We start from the raw sequence: 20,864 nt of genomic DNA, 5'->3' as shown, positions 1-20,864 counted from the left end.
GTCGCCGTGGGCGCGCCCTCGTCCGCCGTCCGCGCGGGCCGCCGCGCCCGGGGGCCGGGCCCTCGCGGGCGCGTCTCGTTCCGAGGACGGCCGAGGCCCAGGTCGACTCAGGTCCGCGAGGGCGCGCTCTCGTTCTGCAGGCGGTCGAGGGCGGTGACCAGGTAGGTGCCGCCGCCCGTCGCGGTGAACGCCTGGCGGTCGCCGGCCGCCGCGGGCACGACCGCGACCAGGTTGCGGGCGTCGGCGGTGGCGCACTCCCCGGGCTTGCCCGAGGCGATCCGGTAGACCGCGTAGGAGCGGGCGTCCGGGGAGCTCTTCCAGCTGAGCGCGGTGCCCTGGAGACGCACGTCGGCGGGCTTGGCCGGGGCCTGGCCGCCGCGGTCCTTCATCAGCGGCAGCAGCGCCGGGCGGCCGTAGTGGTCCTTGACGACGCGGTCGAGCGCGCCCAGCGGGTTGGTGGAGAGCTGCTTGGCGCTGAAGTAGACGTCGCCGGAGACCTGCCCGTACTTGCGGTTGCGCGTCAGGTGGGAGGACATCTCGCCGGGCCTGGTCCAGGCGGCGGTGTCGGTGGCGCCGACCCGGTACAGGCCCTGGCCGACGTAGAGATGCACCCCGGTGCCCTTGACCTCGTTCGCCCACCAGGGCATCAGCACGTCGTAGTCGGCGATCTTGAACTCGCGCGGCCAGTACAGCTGCGGGATTACGTAGTCGACCGTGCCCTTCTTGATCCAGTGGCGGGCGTCGGCGTAGATGGAGTCGTACGCGGACATGCCGCCGGTCGCCGAGCCGGTGGGGTCCTCCGCCTTGTTGCGCCAGATCCCGAACGGGCTGATGCCGAACTTCACGCTGTTCCTGACCTCGTGCACGGTTTTGTCGACCTGCGCGATCAGCTTGTCGACGTTGGCGCGGCGCCAGTCGGCGAGCTTGGCGCCCTTGCCGTACCTGGCGAAGGCGGCGCCGTCGGCGAACTTCGCGCCCGGCACGGGGTAGGGGTAGAAGTAGTCGTCGAAGTGGACCCCGTCGACGTCGTAGCGGGTCACCACGTCCTTGACGACCTTGGTGACGTAGTCGCGGACCGCGGGAAGGCCGGGGTTGTAGTAGGCCAGATCCCCGTATTTCACGATCCACTCGGGGTGCTGCCGGGCGGGGTGGCTCGCGGGCAGCTTGGACAGGTCGCCGTCGGCGGCCGCCCGGTAGGGGTTGAACCAGGCGTGGAACTCCAGGCCGCGCCGGTGGGCCTCGGCGACGAGGAAGGGCAGCGGGTCCCAGCCGGGGTCCTTGCCCGCCGTGCCGGTCAGATACTGCGACCACGGCTCCAGGTCGGACTTGTACAGCGCGTCGGAGGCGGGGCGGACCTGGACGAACACCGCGTTGAACCGCCGCTTGACGGCGTTGTCGAGGATCTTGACGTACTCGGCCTGCTGGCGGGCCGGGGACAGGCCGGTCCGCGAGGGCCAGTCGATGTTCTTGACGGTGGCGATCCACACCCCGCGCAGCTGCCGCTTGGGGTATCTCGCGTCCACCTCGCACCGCGCCGGTGCCGAGGTCGTCGAGCCGACCGTCTCGGCCGGGACCGCCGAGCTCTTCGCGGCCTTGGGCCGGGCGGGCGCGGCGTCGGGGCCGAAGGTGTAGGCGGCTCCCGTGGTCAGGACGGCGAGGGCGGCAGCGGCCAGGAGAGGGCGTCCGTATCGCATGGTTCCCCAGTGTGGCACCAGCGCCGGTGTGCTTTGACCGGAAAAACGAAATCCTTTCGTGATGACTCTGTTACATGTGTGCATACTGGGAGAGGTGCGCCGGACGGTGCGCGTTCCCCGGGGGACGGGCTCCGTCCGGCGCGCGTCTCACCGCCCGGTCAGCCGGTGACTTTGTCCATCAGATGCGAGGGCAGCGGCTCGTAGCGCAGGAAGACCCGCCGGAACGTCCCCGTCCCGTGTGACATGGATCTCAGGTCGATCGAGTATCGCGTGATCTCCAGCGCGGGCACCTCGGCCCTGACCAGGGTACGTCCGACGCCCACCGGCTCCGTGCCGAGCACGCGGCCCCTGCGCGAGGACAGGTCGGACATCACCGCGCCGACGTAGTCGTCGGCGATCAGGATGGACACCTCGTCGACCGGTTCGAGCAGCAGCGTGGGCACCTTGGCCGCGGCCTCCTTCAGCGCGAGCGCCCCGGCGATCTGGAAGGCCATGTCGGAGGAGTCGACCGAGTGGGCCTTGCCGTCGTACAGCGTCACCCGCACGTCCACCATGGGGTACCCGGCGAGCACCCCGCGCTGCATCTGGGTGCGCACCCCCTTCTCCACCGAGGGGATGAACTGGCGCGGCACCACGCCACCGACGATCTTGTCCACGAACTCGAAGCCGCCGCCGGAGGGCAGGGGCTCGACCTCCAGGTGGCAGACGGCGAACTGGCCGTGGCCGCCGGTCTGCTTGACGTTGCGGCCCAGGGCCTGGCAGCTGCCGCCGAAGGTCTCCCTGAGCGGCACCCGCAGCTCGGTCTTCTCCACCTCCACGCCGTGCCGCCTGCTCAGCCGGTCGAGCAGCACGTCGGTGTGGGCCTCGCCCATGCACCACAGCACCAGCTGGCGGGTCTCGGGGTTGTTCTCCAGCCGGAGCGTCGGGTCCTCGGCGACCAGCCGCTGCAGCGCCTGGCCCAGCTTGTCGTCGTCGGCCTTGGACCGGGGCTGGATCGCCACGGGCAGCAGCGGCTCGGGCATGCTCCAGGCCGTCATCAGCAGCGGGTTCTCCCGGTCCGACAGGGTGTCGCCGGTCTCCGCGCGCGACAGCTTGGCCACCGCCGCGATGTCCCCGGCCACGCACTTGGCGGTCGTCCGCTGGTGCTTGCCCAGCGGCGAGGAGAGCGCGCCGATGCGCTCGTCCACGTCGTGGTCCTCGTGCCCGCGGTCGGACAGGCCGTGCCCCGAGACGTGCACCGTCATGTCCGGGCGCAGCGTGCCGGAGAAGATCCGCACCAGGCTGATCCTGCCCACGTACGGGTCGCTGGTGGTCTTGACGACCTCGGCGACCAGCGGGCCTTCGGGGTCGCAGGTGATGCCGGAGACGGGCCGGCCGTCGATCGACATGATCTCCGGCATGGGGTGCTCGGCCGGGGCGGGGAACCCCTGGGTGATGAGCTCCAGGATCTCCAGCGCGCCCACGCCGGCCCCCGCGGCCAGCACCGGGTAGAAGCCTCCGCGCGCGACGGCCTTCTCCAGGTCCTCGACGAGGGCCTTGGTGTCGATCTCCTCGCCGGAGAGGTAACGGTCCATCAGGGACTCGTCCTCGCTCTCCTGGATGACGCCCTCGATCAGGGCGCCCCGGTAGAGCTCGATCTGGTCGGCGTAGGCGGGGCCGGGGGAGTTCTCCGTCCGGGTGCCGGTCGCGTAGTTGTAGAACTTCTGGCTCAGCAGGCCGATCAGGCCGTTCACCTTGCCGTTGGTCACCACCGGCAGGTACAGCGGCGAGACGCCGTCGCCGAAGGCGTCCTGGCAGGCGGCGAGGACGTCCTCGAAGTTCGCCCGCTGGTGGTCGATCTTGGTGATCACGACCGCGCGGGGCATCCCGACCGTCGCGCACTCGTCCCAGAGCATCCTGGTCAGGCCGTCCACGCCCTCGACGGCCGAGACGACGAACAGCGCCGCGTCGGCCGCGCGCAGCCCGGCGCGCAGGTCGCCGACGAAGTCGGCGTAGCCGGGGGTGTCCAGGAGATTGATCTTGATGTCGTTGTGGACCACGGGGGCCACGGTCAGGTTCACCGAGCGTTGCTGGCGCACCTCGACCTCGTCGAAGTCGCTGACGGTCGTGCCGTCCTCGACCCTGCCGGGCCGCTGGACGGTCCGTGTCGCGGCCAGCAGCGCCTCCACAAGTGTCGTCTTCCCGGCACCGGAATGGCCGACCAGCACGACGTTTCGTATCATGTCGGGCCGGTCGGCCGCGGGTGCCCTCCCCGCGGCTCCCGCTGTTCCGCCGGTTGCTCTCTCCGCCACATCGCCTCCCGCGTCGTTGCCGAAGGGGCGCGGCCTGGTGGGGCCACACCCCCGGGGTCCGCTGCCGAGCTCGCGCGCCGCGCGGACTCGGTCTGTTCACCAAATACCCATGTGGCGAATATCACAAGAGGGATGTGGCGATCCTCTTGCGAGAGGCGGACCTGATCGCTACGTATCGGGGCCGTCCCGGCGGCCCCGCGCCACCCCCGCGAACGCCGTTCCCTCGCGGCTCGCCGCCCCCGTCGCCAATGCGCGCTCGCAGGCCCGGTGGCCTACGATCGGAGCGCCATGCTGAAACTTCTGCGTCCCGCCGTCACCAGGCTCTTGACCCCGCTGGGCAGGGCACTGACCCGCCGCGGGATCAGTCCCAACGCGGTCACCGCCGTCGGCACGCTCGGCACCGTCGCCGCGGCCCTGTTCTTCTACCCGCGGGGCCAGCTGTTCGCGGGCACGCTGGTGATCACCTTCTTCGTGCTGGCCGACCTCCTCGACGGGGTGATGGCCAGGATGACGGGTCCCGGAAGCACCTGGGGGGCCTTCCTCGACTCGACCCTCGACCGGGTCGGCGACGCGGGCATCTTCTCCGGGCTGGCGTTCTGGTTCGTCGTGAGCGGGCAGCGGGTGCTGGCGGGGGTCGCGCTGTTCTGCCTCGTCGCGGGGGCGGTGGTCTCGTACGTCAAGGCCAGGGCCGAGGCGCTGGGCATGACGTGCGACGTCGGCCTCGCCGAGCGGCCCGAACGCCTGGTCGTCGGCCTGGTCTCCGCCGGTCTCGGCGGCCTCGGCGTGCCGTACGTCCTGGCCGCGGGGCTCTGGCTGCTCGCCGCCGCCAGCGCGGTCACGGTCGGCCAGCGCCTGCTGCACGTGCGCCGGCAGGCCGTTTCCATCCCGCCACGGACCCTCCGCTGATCGGAAAGATCGATGACCGACAAGCCCTCCCCTCAGGACCGTCTCGTCGCCGCGGCGTTCGGCGCCGGCTGGACGGTCGTGCCCCGCCTGCCCGAGAGGCTCACCGCCTGGGCCTTCCGCGCCGCCGCCGACCGGCTGTGGAAGCGCCGCGGGAAGTCGGTGCTCAGGCTGGAGGCCAACCTCGCCAGGGTGAAGGGCACCTCGCCCGGCGATCCGGCGATCCGGGCGCTCAGCCGCGACGGCATGCGCTCCTACTTCCGCTACTTCCACGAGGTGTTCCGGCTGCCCTCGATCCCCATCGAGGAGATCGTCGCCCGCATGCGCGTGGTGGGGGCCGATCCCGTCTACGACAACCTCGCCAGGGGGCGCGGCGTGGTCCTCGCCCTGCCGCACATGGGCAACTGGGACCAGGCGGGCGCCTGGTTCGCCGGGACGGGCCATCCGTTCACCACGGTCGCCGAGCGGCTCAAGCCCGAGTCGCTGTTCCACCGCTACACCGCCTTCCGCGAGGGGCTCGGCATGGAGGTGCTGCCGCTCACCGGCGGTGACGGCCACACCTTCGGCACCCTGGCGCAGCGCCTGCGCGCGGGCCTGCCGGTCGCCCTGCCCGCCGAGCGCGACCTGACCGCGGGCGGGGTCGAGGTGCAGTTCTTCGGCGCGGCCACCCGGATGCCCGCCGGTCCCGGCCTGCTGGCCGTGCACACCGGGGCCGCCCTCATCCCGGCGATCCCCTACTTCGAGAAGGACGGCTGGGGGCTGCAGTTCCACGAGGAGATCACGGTCCCGGCCGAGGGCACCAGGAAGGAGAAGGTGGCCGTCGTCATGCAGAGCCTCGCCACCGTCTTCGAGAAGGGCATCGCCGAGCACCCCGAGGACTGGCACATGCTCCAGCGCCTCTGGCTGGAGGACCTGGAGCCCCGGGAGAGCAGGAAGACGGGCGAGACCGGGGAGACCGGGGAGACAAGGCCATGAGGATCGGCATCGTCTGCCCCTACACCTGGGACGTGCCGGGCGGCGTCCAGGTGCACATCCAGGACCTCGCCGAGGCGCTCATGGCCGACGGCCACCACGTCTCGGTGATCTCCCCGGCCGCGGAGAACGCCGAGCTGCCCCCGTACGTGACCTCGGCCGGCCGCGCCGTCCCGGTGCCGTTCAACGGGTCGGTGGCCAGGATGTCGTTCGGCTTCCTGTCGGCGAACCGGGTGCGCCGCTGGGTGCGCGAGGGCCGCTTCGACGTGCTGCACGTACACGAGCCGGCCATCCCCTCGCTCGGGCTGCTCGCCTGCTGGGTGGCGAGGGGGCCGATCGTGGCCACCTTCCACGCCTCGTACGGCAACTCCCGCTCCTTCTCGGTCGGGGTGCCGGTGATCATGAGTGCGCTGGAGAAGATCGGCGGCAGGATCGCCGTGTCCGACGCCGCGAGGAAGACCCTGGTGGAGTTCATGGGCGGTGACGCCGTGCTCATCCCCAACGGGGTGACCGTGAGCCGCTACGCCGAGGGCGAGCCGCTGCCAGGCTGGGACGAGGGTGAGGTGATCGGCTTCCTCGGCCGGATGGACGAGCCGCGCAAGGGCCTGCCGGTGCTGCTGGAGGCGTTCGCCCTGCTGGCCGCCGAGCGGCCCGCGCTGCGCCTGCTCCTGGCCGGGCCCGGCGACGCCGACGAGGTGCTGGAGCGGGTCCCGCCCGCCTTCCACGACCGGATCGGCCTGCTCGGCATGGTCAGCGAGGAGGACAAGGTGCGGGCCTACCACACGGTCGACGTCTTCTGCGCGCCCAACCTGGGCGGTGAGAGCTTCGGCATCGTGCTGACCGAGGCGATGTCGGCCGGCGCGGCGGTCCTGGCGAGCGACATCCCGGCCTTCCGCAAGGTGCTCGACGACGGCGGGGCGGGGGCGCTGTTCGAGACGGGCGACGCCCGGTCGCTCGCCCGCGAGGCCGCCGCGCTGCTCGACGACCCCGAGCGCCGGGCCAGGCTGTCGGAGGAGGCCCGCCTCGCCGTGCGCAAGTACGACTGGTCGACGGTCGCCCGCGACGTCCTGCGGGTCTACGAGACCGTGGCGAGCACGGCCGGGGTCGAGGAGGACTCGCCGGGGGGCACGGCGGGAGGCACGGCTGGGAGCGCGACAGAGGGCACGGCGGGGGGCGTGGTGGAAGGTACGGCGGGGGACACGGTGCCGGACGCGGCGGGAGCCGTCGCCGGGACCGGGGAGGCCGCCGCCGGGAGGAACGCCGCCGCCGGGAGGAACGAAGCGCCGTGACGACCACGCTGATCCTGACGGTGGGCGCGATCGTGGTGCTCCTCGCCGTCTACATCTCCTGGCGGGCGGGACGGCTCGACCGGATGCACATCCGACTGGAGCTGGCCCGCGAGTCCCTGGACGCCGCCCTGGTGCGGCGCACCGCCGTCAGCCTGGAGCTCGCGGCCTCCCGGCTGCTGGACCCGGCGACGAGCCTGGTGCTGGCCGCGGCCGCCCACGAGGCGCGCACCGCGGGTCCCGAGGAGCGCGAGCACGCCGAGAGCGACCTGTCGCGCGCCCTGCGGGCCGTCGTCGACCAGGAGCGCTTCCGCGACCGGCTGGCCGACACCCCCGCGGGGGCGGACCTGCTGGAGGAACTGGACGCGGCGGTGGCCAAGGTCCTCTACTCCCGCCGGTTCTACAACAACGCGGTGGGCGTCACCCGGACGGCGCAGCGCCGCTGGCTGGCCCGCACGCTGCGGCTCGCCGGGCACACCGAGTACCCGTCCTTCTTCGAGATCGACGACGCGCCCCCGAAGGCCCTGGCCGCTGAATGAGGATGAATAAGGCGTATATAAACCGGACTATCTGACAAGTCGGACACCGGTAAGCTCTTGGCGATTCGTGACCGAGTGGCCGAGTAGCTGAGTGGCCGACCTGAGGAGATGAGCCGTGCGGGTGTCCCGGATGATCGCCGTCGCGCTGGCGGGAGTCGCGGTCCTGGCGCCCGCCGCCGCCTGTTCCTCCGACGATCCGGCCGCGCCGGGCAGCCCCGCGGGCGCGGCCGGCGAGCCGAGCGAGGCCCCGACCCCCACGCCCGAGCCGACGCACCCCTTCACCGGCCTGCCCGGCGCGGCCCGCAAGGCGGTGCTCGCGGTGAAGATCGAGAACACCTCGGCGGGCAAGCCGCAGCTCGGCCTCAAGAGCGCGGACGTCGTCTACGTCGAGCAGGTCGAGGCGGGCCTGACCCGCCTGATGGCGATCTTCTCCTCGAAGATCCCGGCGAAGGTCGGCCCGGTCCGCAGCGCCCGCATCTCCGACCTGCACATCGTCCCGCAGTTCGGCAGGCCCGCCTTCGCCTACTCGGGCGCGCAGACCAAGATGCTCCCCTTCATCGCCGAGGCGCCGCTCTTCGACGTCTCCGACAGCAGGGAGCCGGGCGCGTACTTCCGCCAGCCGGGGCGCTTCGCCCCCTACAACCTGTTCGCCAACACCAAACAGCTGCTGGCCGGGGCGCCCAAGGCGAGCAAGGCCAAGGACATCGGGTTCACCTTCGGCGACGCGCCCGAGGGCGGCGTGCCGCGCAAGATGTACAGCGTGAAGTACCCGGCGGCGCGCTTCACCTTCGGCTGGTCGGAGACGGCGGGCAAGTGGCTGATCTGGCAGGACGGCAAGAAGGACATGGCGGCCGAGGGCGGCCAGCTCGGCGCGCCCACGATCGTCGTGCAGTACACCAAGACGGAGCGCTCGCAGTTCCACGACAAGAACCAGAGCTACACCCCGCTGGTGCACAGCACCGGCAAGGGCAGGGCGATCGTGCTCCGCGACGGCCAGGCGTTCAAGGCCCGCTGGTCGCGGCCCGAGGAGAAGGACGGCACCGTCTTCACCACCGAGGCGGGCGAGGCGATGAACTTCGCCCCGGGACAGGTCTGGGTCGTGCTCGCCTCCGCCAAACCCGTCATCCCCTGACGCGCGAGTCCTACATCCTGTCCAAGAAGATCGCCCAAGGGTGACAAGACGTCGTGTAAGGGGGCACGCCGCCAGCGCCTACGATGGAGGCGTAGTGGCCGTCCCCCGGGGCGGCCCGTGATCCGCAGCCAGCCGTCGTGAGGTAGAGACCGTGTCCAGCAGCACGCCCGAAGTCAGCGAGACCACCGTCACCGGAACCGCCCGGGTCAAGCGCGGCATGGCAGAGATGCTCAAGGGCGGCGTCATCATGGACGTCGTCAACGCCGAGCAGGCCAAGATCGCCGAAGACGCCGGCGCCGTCGCCGTCATGGCCCTCGAGCGGGTGCCCGCCGACATCCGCGCCCAGGGCGGCGTCTCCCGGATGAGCGACCCCGACATGATCGACGGCATCATCGCCGCCGTCTCGATCCCGGTCATGGCCAAGGCCCGCATCGGCCACTTCGTCGAGGCCCAGGTGCTCCAGTCGCTCGGCGTCGACTACATCGACGAGTCCGAGGTGCTCACCCCGGCCGACTACGCCAACCACATCGACAAGTGGCAGTTCACGGTGCCCTTCGTCTGCGGCGCGACCAACCTGGGCGAGGCGCTGCGCCGCCTCACCGAGGGCGCGGCGATGATCCGCTCCAAGGGCGAGGCCGGCACCGGCGACGTCTCCAACGCCACCACCCACATGCGCAAGATCAGGGGCGAGATCAAGCGCCTGGGCTCGCTGCCCGAGGACGAGCTCTACGTCGCGGCCAAGGAGCTCCAGGCGCCGTACGAGCTGGTCGCCGAGGTCGCCAGGACCGGCAAGCTGCCGGTCGTGCTGTTCACCGCGGGCGGCATCGCCACCCCGGCCGACGCGGCGATGATGATGCAGCTCGGCGCCGAGGGCGTGTTCGTCGGCTCGGGCATCTTCAAGTCCGGCAACCCGGCCGAGCGCGCCTCCGCGATCGTCAAGGCCACCACCTTCTACGATGACCCCGACGTCATCGCGAAGGTCTCCCGAGGTCTGGGTGAGGCCATGGTCGGCATCAACGTCGACGACATCCCCGCCCCGCACCGGCTCGCCGAGCGCGGCTGGTAGCGCGGACAGGGGCGACAGGGCCCCTGGGAACCCCCGGAAACCGGGAAAGGCGATCTCCGTCACGGAGATCGCCTTTTTCTTGACGGGAGGAGTTAACTCCTCGGTCATGGTGCTCCGCGAGGCTGACGGGCGTTCGAGCCCGATCACCCGGGAGGTTCCCCTTGTCGAAGTTCACCCGCCGGTCCTTTCTCGTCACCGGTATCGCGGCCGGTGCGGCGGCGGGCATCCCCGCCGCCGCGCACGCCGATCCCGGGCCCGCCCAGGAGAGCGCCGCGTCCTCGGCGTCCCTGGCCTCCCGCGGCCTGCGCTCGGACCCCTTCACCCTCGGCGTCGCCTGCGGGGACCCCGACTCAGGCGGCTTCGTGATCTGGACCCGCCTGGCGCCCCAGCCGCTCGCCGAGGACGGCCTGGGCGGCATGCCCGCCCGGCCCTTCGCCGTCGAGTGGCACGTCTACGGCGACGAGAGGGGTCGTCGCCCGCTGCGCCGGGGCGTGGCCGTCGCCGCCCCCGAGTGGGGCCACAGCGTCCACGTCGAGCTGGAGGGGCTGCCCTCCGACAGGGACTACTGGTACCGCTTCAAGGTCGGCCCGTACCTCTCGCCGATGGGCAGGGCGAGGACGGCCCCGCACGCCCTCTCCCACGGCTCGGCCCTGGCGATGGCCTTCGTCTCCTGCGCCCAGTACGAGCACGGCTACTTCACCGCCTACGGGCGCCTGGCGGAGGAGCGGCCCGACCTGATCCTGCACCTGGGCGACTACCAGTACGAGTACCGGCGCGACACCTACACCATCCCCGGCGGCAACGTCCGCCACCACGAGGGCCCGGAGACCGAGAGCCTGGCGAACTACCGTCAGCGGCACGCCCAGTACAAGACCGACCCCGACCTGCAGGCCGCGCACGCCGCCGCCCCCTGGCTGGTCGTCTGGGACGACCACGAGCTGGACAACAACTGGGCCGACGAGGTGCCCGAGAAGCCCGAGGTGCCCCAGCCGAACTTCCTCGCCCGGCGCGAGGCGGCCTTCAGGGCGTACTACGAGAACATGCCGCTGCGCCGCGCCGCCATCCCCAGGGGCGTCGACATGCAGCTCTACCGGCGCGTCCGGTGGGGGAGGATGGCCACCTTCCACATGCTCGACACCCGCCAGTACCGCAGCGACCAGGGCTGCGGCGACGGCTACAGCGACTGCCCGGCGGCGGCCGACCCCGCCCGCTCGATCACCGGCGACGCGCAGGAGCGCTGGCTGCTGGACGGCATGCGGCGCTCGGAGGCGCGCTGGGACGTGATCGGCCAGCAGGTCTTCTTCGCCCAGCGCGACAACAACGCCGGACCCGCCAAGATCACCAGCCAGGACGCCTGGGACGGCTACGTCGCCTCGCGGCAGCGCATCACCCAGGGCTGGGTGGACGCCGAGGTGCGCAACCCGGTGGTGCTCACCGGCGACGTGCACGCCCACTGGGCGAGTGACCTCAAGCTCGACTACGACGACCCCACCACCCGCACGGTCGGCTCCGAGTTGGTCGCCTCGTCCATCACCACGGGCGGCGACGGCCTCGACTCCGACCCGGCGGCCCACCCGTACCTGACGATCAACCCGCACCTGAAGTTCTACAACAACCAGCGCGGCTACGTGCTGACCCGGATCGAGCGCGACCGGCTCACCGCCGACTTCAAGGTGCTGCCGCAGGTGACGCGGCCGGGCGCGGCGGCGCACACCAAGGCGACCTTCGTGATCGAGGACCGGGTCCCCGGCGTGCAGCGGACGTACCTGCGCCCGGTCGACCCCTCGGCCGCCAGGACCCCCGGGATCGACTGGATCCAGGAGACCGTGGACCTGGAGACCAAGCGTCCCTGAGCTCACGGTGATCACCCGTCGCCCACCGTCGCGGGCGCCCCGCCGGATCCTCGCCGGGGCGCCCGTGGCGCGTCCCGGCGGGGTTTTCCCAACGGCGAACCGGTTTGGGAACGCCCGGCCGGTAGCCATACGCTGAAGGGGCACCTCACCCGTACGGGAAGGACCATCGGTGACCATCGTCCCCACGATCGGCGTGTTCGCGCTGCAAGGAGACGTGCGTGAGCACGTGCGCGCCCTGGAGGCGGTGGGCGCCAGAGCGGTCACCGTGCGGCGTCCCCGCGAGCTGGAGGCGGTCGACGGCCTCGTCGTCCCGGGGGGCGAGTCCACCACGATGTGGAAGCTCGCCGAGACCTTCGAGCTGCTCGAACCGCTCCGGATGCGGATCAAGGCGGGCATGCCCGCCTACGGCTCCTGCGCCGGGATGATCATGCTGGCCGACCGGATCGAGGGCGGGGTCGAGGGGCAGCAGACGATCGGCGGCATCGACATGGTCGTCCGCCGCAACGCCTTCGGGCGCCAGGTCGACTCCTTCGAGGCCGACATCGACTTCGCCGGCCGTGGCGGCATGCGGGCCGTCTTCATCCGTGCCCCCTGGGTGGAATCCGTGGGTTCGGAGGTGGAAGTGCTGGCGCTGGCCGAACCTGGGGATAGGATCGTCGCGGTCCGCCAAGGACCGTTGCTCGCCACGTCCTTCCACCCGGAACTTACCGGGGATGTCGGTGTGCATTCATATTTCGCTGAGATGGTGAGGGAGCTCTAGGCGATGTCCGGCCACTCCAAATGGGCGACGACGAAGCACAAGAAGGCCGCGCTCGACTCCAAGCGCGGCAAGCTGTTCGCCAAGCTCATCAAGAACATCGAGGTCGCGGCCCGGACGGGCGGACCCGATCCGGACGGCAACCCGACGCTGTACGACGCCATCACCAAGGCGCGCAAGAGCTCGGTCCCGATCGACAACATCGAGCGCGCCCGTAAGCGCGGCGGCGGCCTGGAGGCCGGCGGCGCCGACTGGCAGACGATCATGTACGAGGGATACGCCCCCGGCGGCGTCGCGGTGCTGATCGAGTGCCTCACCGACAACCGCAACCGCGCCGCCTCCGAGGTCCGCGTCGCGCTGACCCGCAACGGCGGCTCGCTGGCCGACCCCGGCTCGGTGTCCTACATGTTCAACCGCAAGGGCGTCGTGCTCGTCCCCAAGGGTGAGCTCGCCGAGGACGACGTGCTGGTCGCGGTCCTCGACGCGGGCGCCGAGGAGGTCAACGACCTGGGCGACCAGTTCGAGGTCGTCTCCGAGGCCACCGACCTCGTCCCGGTCCGCAAGGCCCTGCAGGAGGCCGGGATCGACTACGACTCGGCCGAGTCCAGCTTCATGCCGACGATGAACGTCCCGCTGGACGAGGACGGCGCCCGCAAGGTCTTCAGGCTGATCGACGCCCTGGAGGACAGCGACGACGTGCAGAACGTCTGGGCCAACTTCGACGTCTCCGACGAGGTCATGGAGAAGCTCGACGCGTGACCCCGAGCCATTCGGTGTGATCTCGTGTTGTCTGCGAGGTTTGTCCGCGTGGTCAAGGGCATATCACGCGCACAATGGGCAATCCTGATCTGATTTTTACCGTGGCGGGCGTCGCCGCGCTGCTCGCGGCCACGCTGCCCCGGCTCCTCAACCGGCGCCCCTTCTCGCTCCCGCTCGCCTGCCTGCTGGGCGGGCTCCTCCTCTACGTGCTGCCCCTGGAGCTGCCGGATCCCGATCCGGTGGCCCACCGGGCGCTGGTCGAGCACGCCACCGAGATCTGCGTGCTGATCTCGCTCATGGGCGCCGGGCTCGCCATCAACCGGCCCTTCGGGCGGCGCGCCTGGTCCTCGACCTGGCGCCTGCTGGGGTGGACGCTCCCGCTCACCGTCCTCGCCGTGGCCGCCGCCGCGTACGGCCTGCTCGGCTGGCCCCTGGCGGCGGCGCTGCTGCTCGGCGCGGTGCTCGCGCCGACCGACCCGGTGCTCGCCTCCGACGTGCAGGTCGGCGAGCCCGTCGACTCGGAGAAGGCCGACGACGAGGTCCGTTTCACCCTCACCTCCGAGGCGGGCCTCAACGACGGCCTCGCCTTCCCCCTGGTGTACGCCGCGATCGCGCTGGCCGTCAGCGGGGGCGTCGGCTGGATCGCCGAGTGGACGCTGGTGGACCTGCTCTACCGGTGCGCCGCGGGCGTGGTGTGCGGCCTGCTGATCGGCAAGGGCCTGGGGCGGCTGTTCTTCCGCGCCCAGAAGTCCGACCTGCGGCTGGCCGAGCACCGCGACGGCTTCGTGGCGCTGGCCGCGACCTTCCTGGCCTACGGTCTCACCGAGCTGGTGCACGGGTACGGCTTCATCGCGGTGTTCGTGACCGCCTGCACCATCAGGGCCGCCGAGCGCAGCCACGGCTACAACGGGGTGCTGCACGGTTTCATCGAGCAGATCGAGCGGCTGTTCACCGCCTGGCTCATCCTGCTGCTCGGCGGCTTCGTCGCGGTGGGCGGCCTGGCCGCGCTCACCTGGCGGGGCGCCGCGGTCGGCCTTCTGCTGCTGCTGGTCATCCGGCCGCTGACCGGGTGGCTCGCCGAGCTGGGCGGCAGGGCGGGACCGCGCGAGCGCGTCGCGACGGCGTTCTTCGGCATCCGCGGCATCGGCTCGCTGTTCTACCTCGCCTACGCCCTCGGCCAGGCCGACTTCGGCGTCCCCGCCGAGGAGCTCTGGGCCGTGGTCGCCTTCACCGTGCTGGCCTCCCTGGCGATCCACGGCATCTCGGCCTCGCCGGTGATGAACCGCCTGGACCGGCTGCGCGACAAGAAGAGCGACGAGAACGCCGAGGACGCCGAGCCCGCCGCCCAGCACCTGTGAGCCCGGGACCCGTCTCCGGCTCCCGGCGGGTGGGGAAGAGCCGCGGGCGGGTGGGGGAAGAGCCGTGCGCGGGCGGGGGAAGAGGCCGTGCGCGGGGCGGGGAAGAGCCGCGGGCGGGCTGGGAAAGAGCCGTGCGCGGGCCGGGAAGAGCCGTGCGCGGGCCGCTCCCACGCGGTAGAGTCTGCCACCGAACAGGTGTTCGGCGAGCGGAGGCGTGTCGGTGCGTTTGCCCGAGTTGCGGGTGATGGGGGTCGATCCTGGGCTTACCCGATGCGGGCTCGGCGCCGTCGAGGGGCGGCCCGGCGCGCCGCTGAGCCTGGTCAAGGTCGGGGTCGTCCGCACCCCCGCCGACGACGAGATCGGCGCCCGGCTGGTGGCGATCGAGGCGGGCATCGAGCGGTGGCTCGACGAGGTCCGGCCCGACGCGGTGGCCGTGGAGCGGGTCTTCGCCCAGCACAACCTCAGGACCGTGATGGGCACCGCGCAGGCCTCCGCCGTGGCGATCCTGTGCGCGTCCCGCAGGGGCCTGCCGGTCGCGCTGCACACGCCGTCCGAGGTCAAGGCCGCCATCACCGGCAGCGGCACGGCCGACAAGCAGCAGGTCGGCACGATGGTGACCCGCCTGCTGCGGCTGGACGCCATGCCCAAGCCCGCCGACGCCGCCGACGCGCTCGCCCTCGCGATCTGCCACGTGTGGCGGGGCGGGGCCCAGAGCAGGCTGGCCGAGGCCGCCGCGAAGGCGGCGGGCGCCACCACGACCCCCGCCGCCTACTTCCGAGGCCGTGGCAGGGCCGGACACCCGAGAGGAACCGCGAAGTGATCGCCTCGGTGCGAGGACAGGTGACCGCGATCGCGCCCGACGGGGCGGTCGTCGAGGTCGGCGGGGTGGGAGTCCTCGTGCACTGCACGCCGGGCACGCTGGCGACGCTCAGGACGGGCGAGGAGGTGAGGCTCGCCACCTCGCTGGTGGTCCGCGAGGAGTCGCTGACCCTGTTCGGCTTCGTCACCGACGACGAGCGCGGCACCTTCGAGATGCTGCAGACGGCGAGCGGGGTCGGCCCCAAGGTCGCCCTCGCGATGCTCGCCGTGCACACCCCCAACGCGCTCCGGGTGGCGGTGGCCTCCGCCGACGTCAAGGCGCTGACCAGGGTCCCCGGGGTGGGCCCGAAGGGCGCCCAGCGGATCATCGTCGACCTCAAGAACAAGCTCGGCACTCCGGAGGAGGCCGTCAACGCCGCGCTCGACGGCCGCGTCGCCGCACCCGCCTGGCGGGCCCAGGTCCACTCCGGCCTGGTCGGCCTGGGCTACTCGGGGCGGGACGCCGACGAGGCGGTCGCCATCGTCGAGCCGCAGGCCGACGCCGAGCTGGCCGAGGGCCGCCCCCCGCAGGTGGCGGCCCTGCTCAAGGCCGCGCTCCGCGCGCTGAGCGTGCGATGAGGAGCGGGCGCGGCGGGCCTCACCGGTCTTCCGGCGGCGACGCCGTACGGGATGCGCGCCGGAAGACGGGCCATGATGGGCGTGTACGGGAAGACGGCGGGAACGGTGGGAGAGGCCGCCGCACGGCGGGCGGGGGAGGGGCGGCGTGAGTTCCGACCGTGATCTGGTCTCGCCCGACGCCGAGGGCGACGAGAGATACATCGAGGCGGCGCTGCGGCCCAAGCGCCTGGAGGAGTTCATCGGCCAGGCGCGGGTGCGCGAGCAGCTGTCGCTGGTGCTGCAGAGCGCGCTGCGGCGCAACCGGCCGCCGGACCACGTGCTGATGAGCGGCGGTCCCGGGCTGGGCAAGACGACCCTCTCCATGATCATCGCGACCGAGCTCTCCGTGCCCCTCCGGATCACCTCGGGGCCCGCGCTGGAGCGGGCCGGGGACCTCGCGGCGATCCTGTCGACCCTCTCCGAGGGCGAGGTCCTGTTCATCGACGAGATCCACCGGATGTCCAGGCCCGCCGAGGAGATGCTCTACCTCGCGATGGAGGACTTCCGCGTCGACATCGTGGTGGGCAAGGGGCCGGGGGCGACCGCGATCCCGCTGGAGATCGCCCCGTTCACCCTGGTCGGGGCCACCACCCGGGCCGGCATGCTCCCCGCCCCGCTGCGCGACCGCTTCGGTTTCGTCGCGCACATGGACTTCTACGGGGTCGCCGAGCTGGAGGAGGTGCTGCACCGCTCCTCGCGCCTGCTGGGCGTCACGCTCCCCGATGACGCCGCCCGTGAGATCGCCGGCCGCTCCCGGGGCACCCCCCGCATCGCCAACCGGCTGCTGCGCCGGGTCCGCGACTTCGCCGAGGTGCGCGCCGAGGGCGTCGTCACCAGGGATGTCGCCTCCGCCGCGCTCAACCTCTACGAGGTCGACGCCGAGGGGCTCGACCGGCTCGACCGCGCGGTGCTCGGGGCGCTGCTGCGCAAGTTCGGTGGCGGGCCGGTGGGGCTGTCGACCCTCGCGGTCGCGGTGGGGGAGGAGCCGGAGACGGTCGAGGTGGTCGCCGAGCCGTTCCTGGTGCGGCAGGGGCTGCTGGCCCGCACCCCCCGTGGCCGGGTCGCGACCGCGGCGGCCTGGACGCATCTGGGGCTGGTGCCCCCGCCGGACGCCTTCGGGGCCTCGTTCCTCATCGATCTTGAGGATGATCCTGGGCAAATCTAACGTTGGGAGTCGGTAGGGGAGTCGTACAGGATTGATCACAGATAGATGACAACTGTATCGAAATGGGAACTTCCCTGCGCGCCGGAACGTGACTTCGTTGCCGCGCTCTTAACAGCTCGCCTAAACTCCGAGCCTTGGATGGCTGTGTAGGCTGACGTGCTGAGCGGCGTGGCCGTATATGACGTCCGGCTTCCGCCGGTCAATCTCAAGAGAGGGAGCGGCCCTGTGGGCGGCAACTATTCGAGCCTGATCATGATCGCTCTCATGGTCGTGGTGTTCTACTTCCTGCTCATCCGGCCGCAGCGCAAGCGGCAGCAGGAGCAGGTCAAAATGCAGAACAGCCTCACGCCGGGCACCGGTGTCATGACCACGACGGGTCTCTTCGCGACCGTGGTGGCCATCGACGCCGACGACGTGATCCTGGAGATCGCCCCCGGCGTGGAGACCCGCTGGGTGAAGGCGGCCATCGGCCGTGTCCTGGTTCCGGTTGACGACGTGGAGGAGGAGAATGTCAAGGCTGTCGACCACGATCTCGTGGAGACGGCGGAACAACAGCAGGGTGCAGACCACGACACGACGACCAAGAAGCCGTGAGTAGCCTCACCTCCAACCCCCTATAACCGAAAGAACTGACGACCAGTGGCCCGACCGACCAGCGGCCAGAGCAGACCGGGGCGCATGCTCCTGGTGCTTCTGGCGATCATTCTCGCCATGGGCGGGGCGATGCTCCTCAACAAGGCGTACACCCCGGAGTATGGCCTCGACCTCGCCGGCGGCACGACCGTGACGCTGCAGCCCGTCACGCCGAACGGGAGCGCTCCCTCGCAGGAGAGCCTCGACCTCGCCGTGAACATCATCCGCGAGCGGGTGAACGGCAGCGGCATCTCCGACGCCGAGGTCGCCAAATCCGGTGACAACATCGTCATCTCCGTTCCCGGAGCCGGCCAGGAGGAAGTCGTCAAGCTGGTCGGCACCACCGCGGAGCTGAGGTTCCGCCAGGTGCTGGCGATCGGGTCCGGTTCACCTCCGCCCCCGGGCCAGCTCTCCACGCAGGCGCCGACGCCGACTCCCTCGCCCACCGCCTCGGGGCGCAAGGGCGGCAAGGAGTCCAAGCCCGCCGAGTCGGCGACCCCGAAGCCCGGCGCGACCGCCGCGCCCGACACGGGAGCGTCCCCGGCCGGCCGCGCGCTGTCGTCGGCGCTCACCAACCCGAGCCCCGGCACCACTCCCGCGCCCTCCGCCGAGCCGAGCGGCGACAAGTCCGCCAAGCCGGGCAAGAGCGCGGCCCCGGACGCCAGTGCCGCCCCCGACGCCAGTGCCGTGCCGACGGCCCCGCCGACGTCGCCCAACGACCCGATGGCGGGCGTCGACACCACCGGGATCGACCCCGCGGCGCTCAAGCGGTTCGAGACGCTCGACTGCGCCAAGGACGCCGGGGTGGGCGCCCAGGACGCGCCGGACAAGCAGTACGTCGGCTGCAGCCAGGACGGCAGCACCAAGTTCGTGCTGGACAAGGCGGCCGTGACCGGCACCTCGATCGACAGCGCGTCCTCCGGCGTCGACCAGACCACCGGTGAGTGGCTCGTCCAGCTCGCCTTCAAGGGCCAGGGCCCCGACCAGTGGTCGAAGGTCACCACCACCGCCTTCAACTCGCAGGCTCCCCGCAACCAGGTCGCGATGGTCCTCGACGGCGTGGTCATCTCCGCGCCCGTCATCCAGGAGCCCATCACCGGCGGCCGGGCGCAGATCTCCGGCAGCTTCACCCAGGTGACGGCCGACGAGCTGGCCAACCAGCTCAAGTACGGCGCGCTGCCGCTGAAGTTCGAGAAGAGCTCCATCGAGGAGGTCTCCTCCACGCTGGGCGCCGACCAGCTGCGCGGCGGCCTCATCGCGGGCGCGATCGGCCTCCTGCTGGTCGTGATCTACTCGATGCTCTACTACCGCGGTCTGGGCATCGTGTCGGTGCTGAGCCTCGTGGTGGCCACGGTCGTGACCTACCAGGCCGTCGTGCTGCTCGGCGCGTTCGCGGGCTTCCGCCTCTCGCTGCCGCACATCATCGGACTGATCGTCTCGATCGGTATCACCGCGGACTCGTTCATCGTCTACTTCGAACGGATCCGCGACGAGATGAAGGAGGGCCGGCGCTCGCTGCGCACGGCCATCGAGGTCGCCTGGGTCCGCGCCCGGCGGACGATCCTCATCGCCGACGCCGTCATGTTCATCGCCGCCGTGGTGCTCTACTTCCTGGCGGTCGGCGGCGTGGCCGGATTCGCCTTCGCCATGGGCCTGACCACGCTCATCGACATCGCGGTGGTGTTCATGTTCACCAAGCCGTTCGTCGCGATGCTGGCCAAGCTGAAGTTCTTCGCCAAGGGGCACAAGCTCTCCGGGCTCGACGCCGAGCGTATGAGCGAGGCCCCCGTCAAGCCCAAGACCGTTCCGCAGGAGGCCTGATGTCCGGCATCGCGCGCCGGCTGTACCGGGGCGAGGTCGACGTCGACTTCGTCGGCCGCAAGAAGCTCTGGTACACCCTTTCCGCAATCCTGCTGGTGATCTCCATCGCCGGTCTGATCTTCAACGGCCTCAACCTGGGCGTGGAGTTCAAGGGCGGGTCGGTCTTCTCCTTCAAGGCCCCGACGGCCAACATCGAGCAGGTGCGCGCCACGTTCACCGACGCCGGCGCGCACCAGGTCATCGCGCAGACGACCCAGAACGGCTGGCGGGTCACCACGGAGAGCCTCCCGGCCGACCAGGTCACCAAGATGCAGAGGGCCGTGTCCACCGAGTTCAAGCTGCCGGTGGACCAGGTCAACCTGCAGGTGATCGGCGCCTCGTGGGGTGGCCAGGTGGCCAACAAGGCCGTCATCGGACTGATCGTCTTCATGCTGGCGATCATCCTGTACCTGACGATGGCCTTCGAGTGGAAGATGGCGCTGGCCGCCGTCGTGGCGCTGCTGCACGACCTGGTGATCACCGCCGGCGTCTACGCCTGGTCCGGCTTCGAGGTCACCCCGGCGACCCTGCTGGGCTTCCTGACGATCCTCGGATACTCGCTGTACGACGCCGTCGTCGTCTTCGACATGATCAAGGAGGTCACCGCCAAGATCGGCAGGACCTCCAAGATCACCTACACCGAGGCCGCCAACAACGCGCTGAACCACACGCTGATCCGGTCGCTGAACACCACCCTGGTGGCGATCCTGCCGGTCGCGGCGATCCTCTTCATCGGCACCACGCTGTTCGGCGCGGGAACGCTGAAGGACCTGTCGCTGTCGCTGTTCGTCGGCATGATCGTCGGCACCTACTCCTCGCTGTGCGTCGCGACGCCGCTGCTGGTCACGCTGAAGGAGCGCGAGACGCTCTACACGGAGATCGCCAAGCGGCTCGCCGCGCACGGAGGCGGTTCCGGGGCCAAGACGGTGCGCCAGCCGGTCGCCGCCGGAGCCTCCAACGGCGCCGCCACGGTCGCCGGCGGGGCCTCCTCCGCCGGTGACAAGCGAAGGAAGAAGTAGGCACGAGCACGTCCGCGCCTCCGCTCCCCGCGCCGGGAGCGGAGGCGTTTTCCTTCCCCCGCGACACCCCGCGACACGCCTGCGGCACCCCCGCGCCTTCC

Annotated in this window: 18 protein-coding genes; 16 read left to right on the top strand and 2 right to left on the bottom strand. The window is 71.3% G+C overall.

The window, feature by feature from the left end:
* Nucleotides 1-107: 107 nt before the first annotated feature.
* Together ACFFRH_RS34890 and ACFFRH_RS34885 are read right to left on the bottom strand one after the other, a co-directional pair.
* Nucleotides 108-1,694, bottom strand: coding sequence for a glycoside hydrolase family 10-like protein (locus ACFFRH_RS34890; protein ID WP_344749977.1), 1,587 nt, complete (start codon nucleotides 1,692-1,694; stop codon nucleotides 108-110).
* Between the two features lie 158 nt (nucleotides 1,695-1,852).
* A complete protein-coding gene (locus ACFFRH_RS34885) occupies nucleotides 1,853-3,985 on the bottom strand; it encodes an elongation factor G-like protein EF-G2 (protein ID WP_386161672.1) in 2,133 nt (710 codons plus the stop codon).
* Between the two features lie 288 nt (nucleotides 3,986-4,273).
* Between ACFFRH_RS34885 and pgsA the strand changes: the two genes are divergently transcribed.
* From pgsA to secF, 16 genes are all read left to right on the top strand, one after another.
* Nucleotides 4,274-4,891, top strand: coding sequence for a phosphatidylinositol phosphate synthase (pgsA, locus tag ACFFRH_RS34880; protein ID WP_344749968.1), 618 nt, complete (start codon nucleotides 4,274-4,276; stop codon nucleotides 4,889-4,891).
* 12 nt (nucleotides 4,892-4,903) lie between these two features.
* Nucleotides 4,904-5,863 (top strand): phosphatidylinositol mannoside acyltransferase, encoded by a 960-nt coding sequence (locus ACFFRH_RS34875; RefSeq protein WP_344749978.1) that lies wholly within the window; start codon nucleotides 4,904-4,906, stop codon nucleotides 5,861-5,863.
* A complete protein-coding gene (locus ACFFRH_RS34870) occupies nucleotides 5,860-7,149 on the top strand; it encodes a glycosyltransferase family 4 protein (protein WP_344749967.1) in 1,290 nt (429 codons plus the stop codon). The genes ACFFRH_RS34875 and ACFFRH_RS34870 overlap by 4 nt, the downstream gene beginning before the upstream one ends.
* The gene (locus ACFFRH_RS34865) at nucleotides 7,146-7,685 is read left to right on the top strand and encodes a LemA family protein (RefSeq protein ID WP_344749966.1); all 540 of its coding nucleotides are present in this window, start codon (nucleotides 7,146-7,148) and stop codon (nucleotides 7,683-7,685) included. Before ACFFRH_RS34870 ends, ACFFRH_RS34865 begins: the two co-directional genes overlap by 4 nt.
* 115 nt (nucleotides 7,686-7,800) lie before the next feature.
* Nucleotides 7,801-8,817 carry a DUF3048 domain-containing protein gene (locus ACFFRH_RS34860; RefSeq protein WP_344749965.1) on the top strand — a complete coding sequence of 339 codons (1,017 nt, stop codon included), beginning with the start codon at nucleotides 7,801-7,803 and terminating at the stop codon, nucleotides 8,815-8,817.
* 151 nt (nucleotides 8,818-8,968) lie between these two features.
* Nucleotides 8,969-9,883 carry a pyridoxal 5'-phosphate synthase lyase subunit PdxS gene (gene pdxS, locus ACFFRH_RS34855; RefSeq protein WP_344749964.1) on the top strand — a complete coding sequence of 305 codons (915 nt, stop codon included), beginning with the start codon at nucleotides 8,969-8,971 and terminating at the stop codon, nucleotides 9,881-9,883.
* 161 nt (nucleotides 9,884-10,044) lie between these two features.
* On the top strand, nucleotides 10,045-11,736 hold the full coding sequence (locus ACFFRH_RS34850; protein WP_344749963.1) for an alkaline phosphatase D family protein: 1,692 nt from the start codon (nucleotides 10,045-10,047) through the stop codon (nucleotides 11,734-11,736).
* 169 nt (nucleotides 11,737-11,905) lie between these two features.
* The gene (gene pdxT / locus ACFFRH_RS34845) at nucleotides 11,906-12,496 is read left to right on the top strand and encodes a pyridoxal 5'-phosphate synthase glutaminase subunit PdxT (RefSeq protein ID WP_386161668.1); all 591 of its coding nucleotides are present in this window, start codon (nucleotides 11,906-11,908) and stop codon (nucleotides 12,494-12,496) included.
* Between the two features lie 3 nt (nucleotides 12,497-12,499).
* Entirely contained in the window at nucleotides 12,500-13,252 is a 753-nt protein-coding gene (locus tag ACFFRH_RS34840) for a YebC/PmpR family DNA-binding transcriptional regulator (RefSeq protein ID WP_329078906.1), read from the top strand.
* 74 nt (nucleotides 13,253-13,326) lie between these two features.
* Nucleotides 13,327-14,610 (top strand): cation:proton antiporter, encoded by a 1,284-nt coding sequence (locus tag ACFFRH_RS34835; RefSeq protein ID WP_386161665.1) that lies wholly within the window; start codon nucleotides 13,327-13,329, stop codon nucleotides 14,608-14,610.
* A gap of 235 nt (nucleotides 14,611-14,845) precedes the next feature.
* Nucleotides 14,846-15,430, top strand: coding sequence for a crossover junction endodeoxyribonuclease RuvC (gene ruvC / locus ACFFRH_RS34830; RefSeq protein WP_386161725.1), 585 nt, complete (start codon nucleotides 14,846-14,848; stop codon nucleotides 15,428-15,430).
* The gene (gene ruvA / locus ACFFRH_RS34825) at nucleotides 15,427-16,047 is read left to right on the top strand and encodes a Holliday junction branch migration protein RuvA (RefSeq protein WP_386161664.1); all 621 of its coding nucleotides are present in this window, start codon (nucleotides 15,427-15,429) and stop codon (nucleotides 16,045-16,047) included. Before ruvC ends, ruvA begins: the two co-directional genes overlap by 4 nt.
* Nucleotides 16,048-16,192: 145 nt before the next feature.
* Nucleotides 16,193-17,251: a Holliday junction branch migration DNA helicase RuvB gene (gene ruvB, locus ACFFRH_RS34820; RefSeq protein ID WP_386161662.1), complete on the top strand. Its 1,059-nt coding sequence runs from the start codon at nucleotides 16,193-16,195 to the stop codon at nucleotides 17,249-17,251.
* 225 nt (nucleotides 17,252-17,476) lie between these two features.
* Nucleotides 17,477-17,845, top strand: a complete 369-nt coding sequence (yajC, locus tag ACFFRH_RS34815; protein ID WP_386161660.1) for a preprotein translocase subunit YajC — start codon at nucleotides 17,477-17,479, stop codon at nucleotides 17,843-17,845.
* Nucleotides 17,846-17,929: 84 nt separating this feature from the next.
* On the top strand, nucleotides 17,930-19,705 hold the full coding sequence (gene secD, locus ACFFRH_RS34810) for a protein translocase subunit SecD (RefSeq protein WP_386161658.1): 1,776 nt from the start codon (nucleotides 17,930-17,932) through the stop codon (nucleotides 19,703-19,705).
* Nucleotides 19,705-20,763 carry a protein translocase subunit SecF gene (gene secF, locus ACFFRH_RS34805; protein WP_386161657.1) on the top strand — a complete coding sequence of 353 codons (1,059 nt, stop codon included), beginning with the start codon at nucleotides 19,705-19,707 and terminating at the stop codon, nucleotides 20,761-20,763. The genes secD and secF overlap by 1 nt, the downstream gene beginning before the upstream one ends.
* Nucleotides 20,764-20,864: the final 101 nt, after the last annotated feature.

Source organism: Streptosporangium vulgare, from assembly GCF_042428775.1.
Lineage (GTDB): Bacteria > Actinomycetota > Actinomycetes > Streptosporangiales > Streptosporangiaceae > Streptosporangium > Streptosporangium vulgare.
Note: the sequence above shows the minus strand (reverse complement) of the source record. Positions and strands in the feature narration are given on the sequence as shown.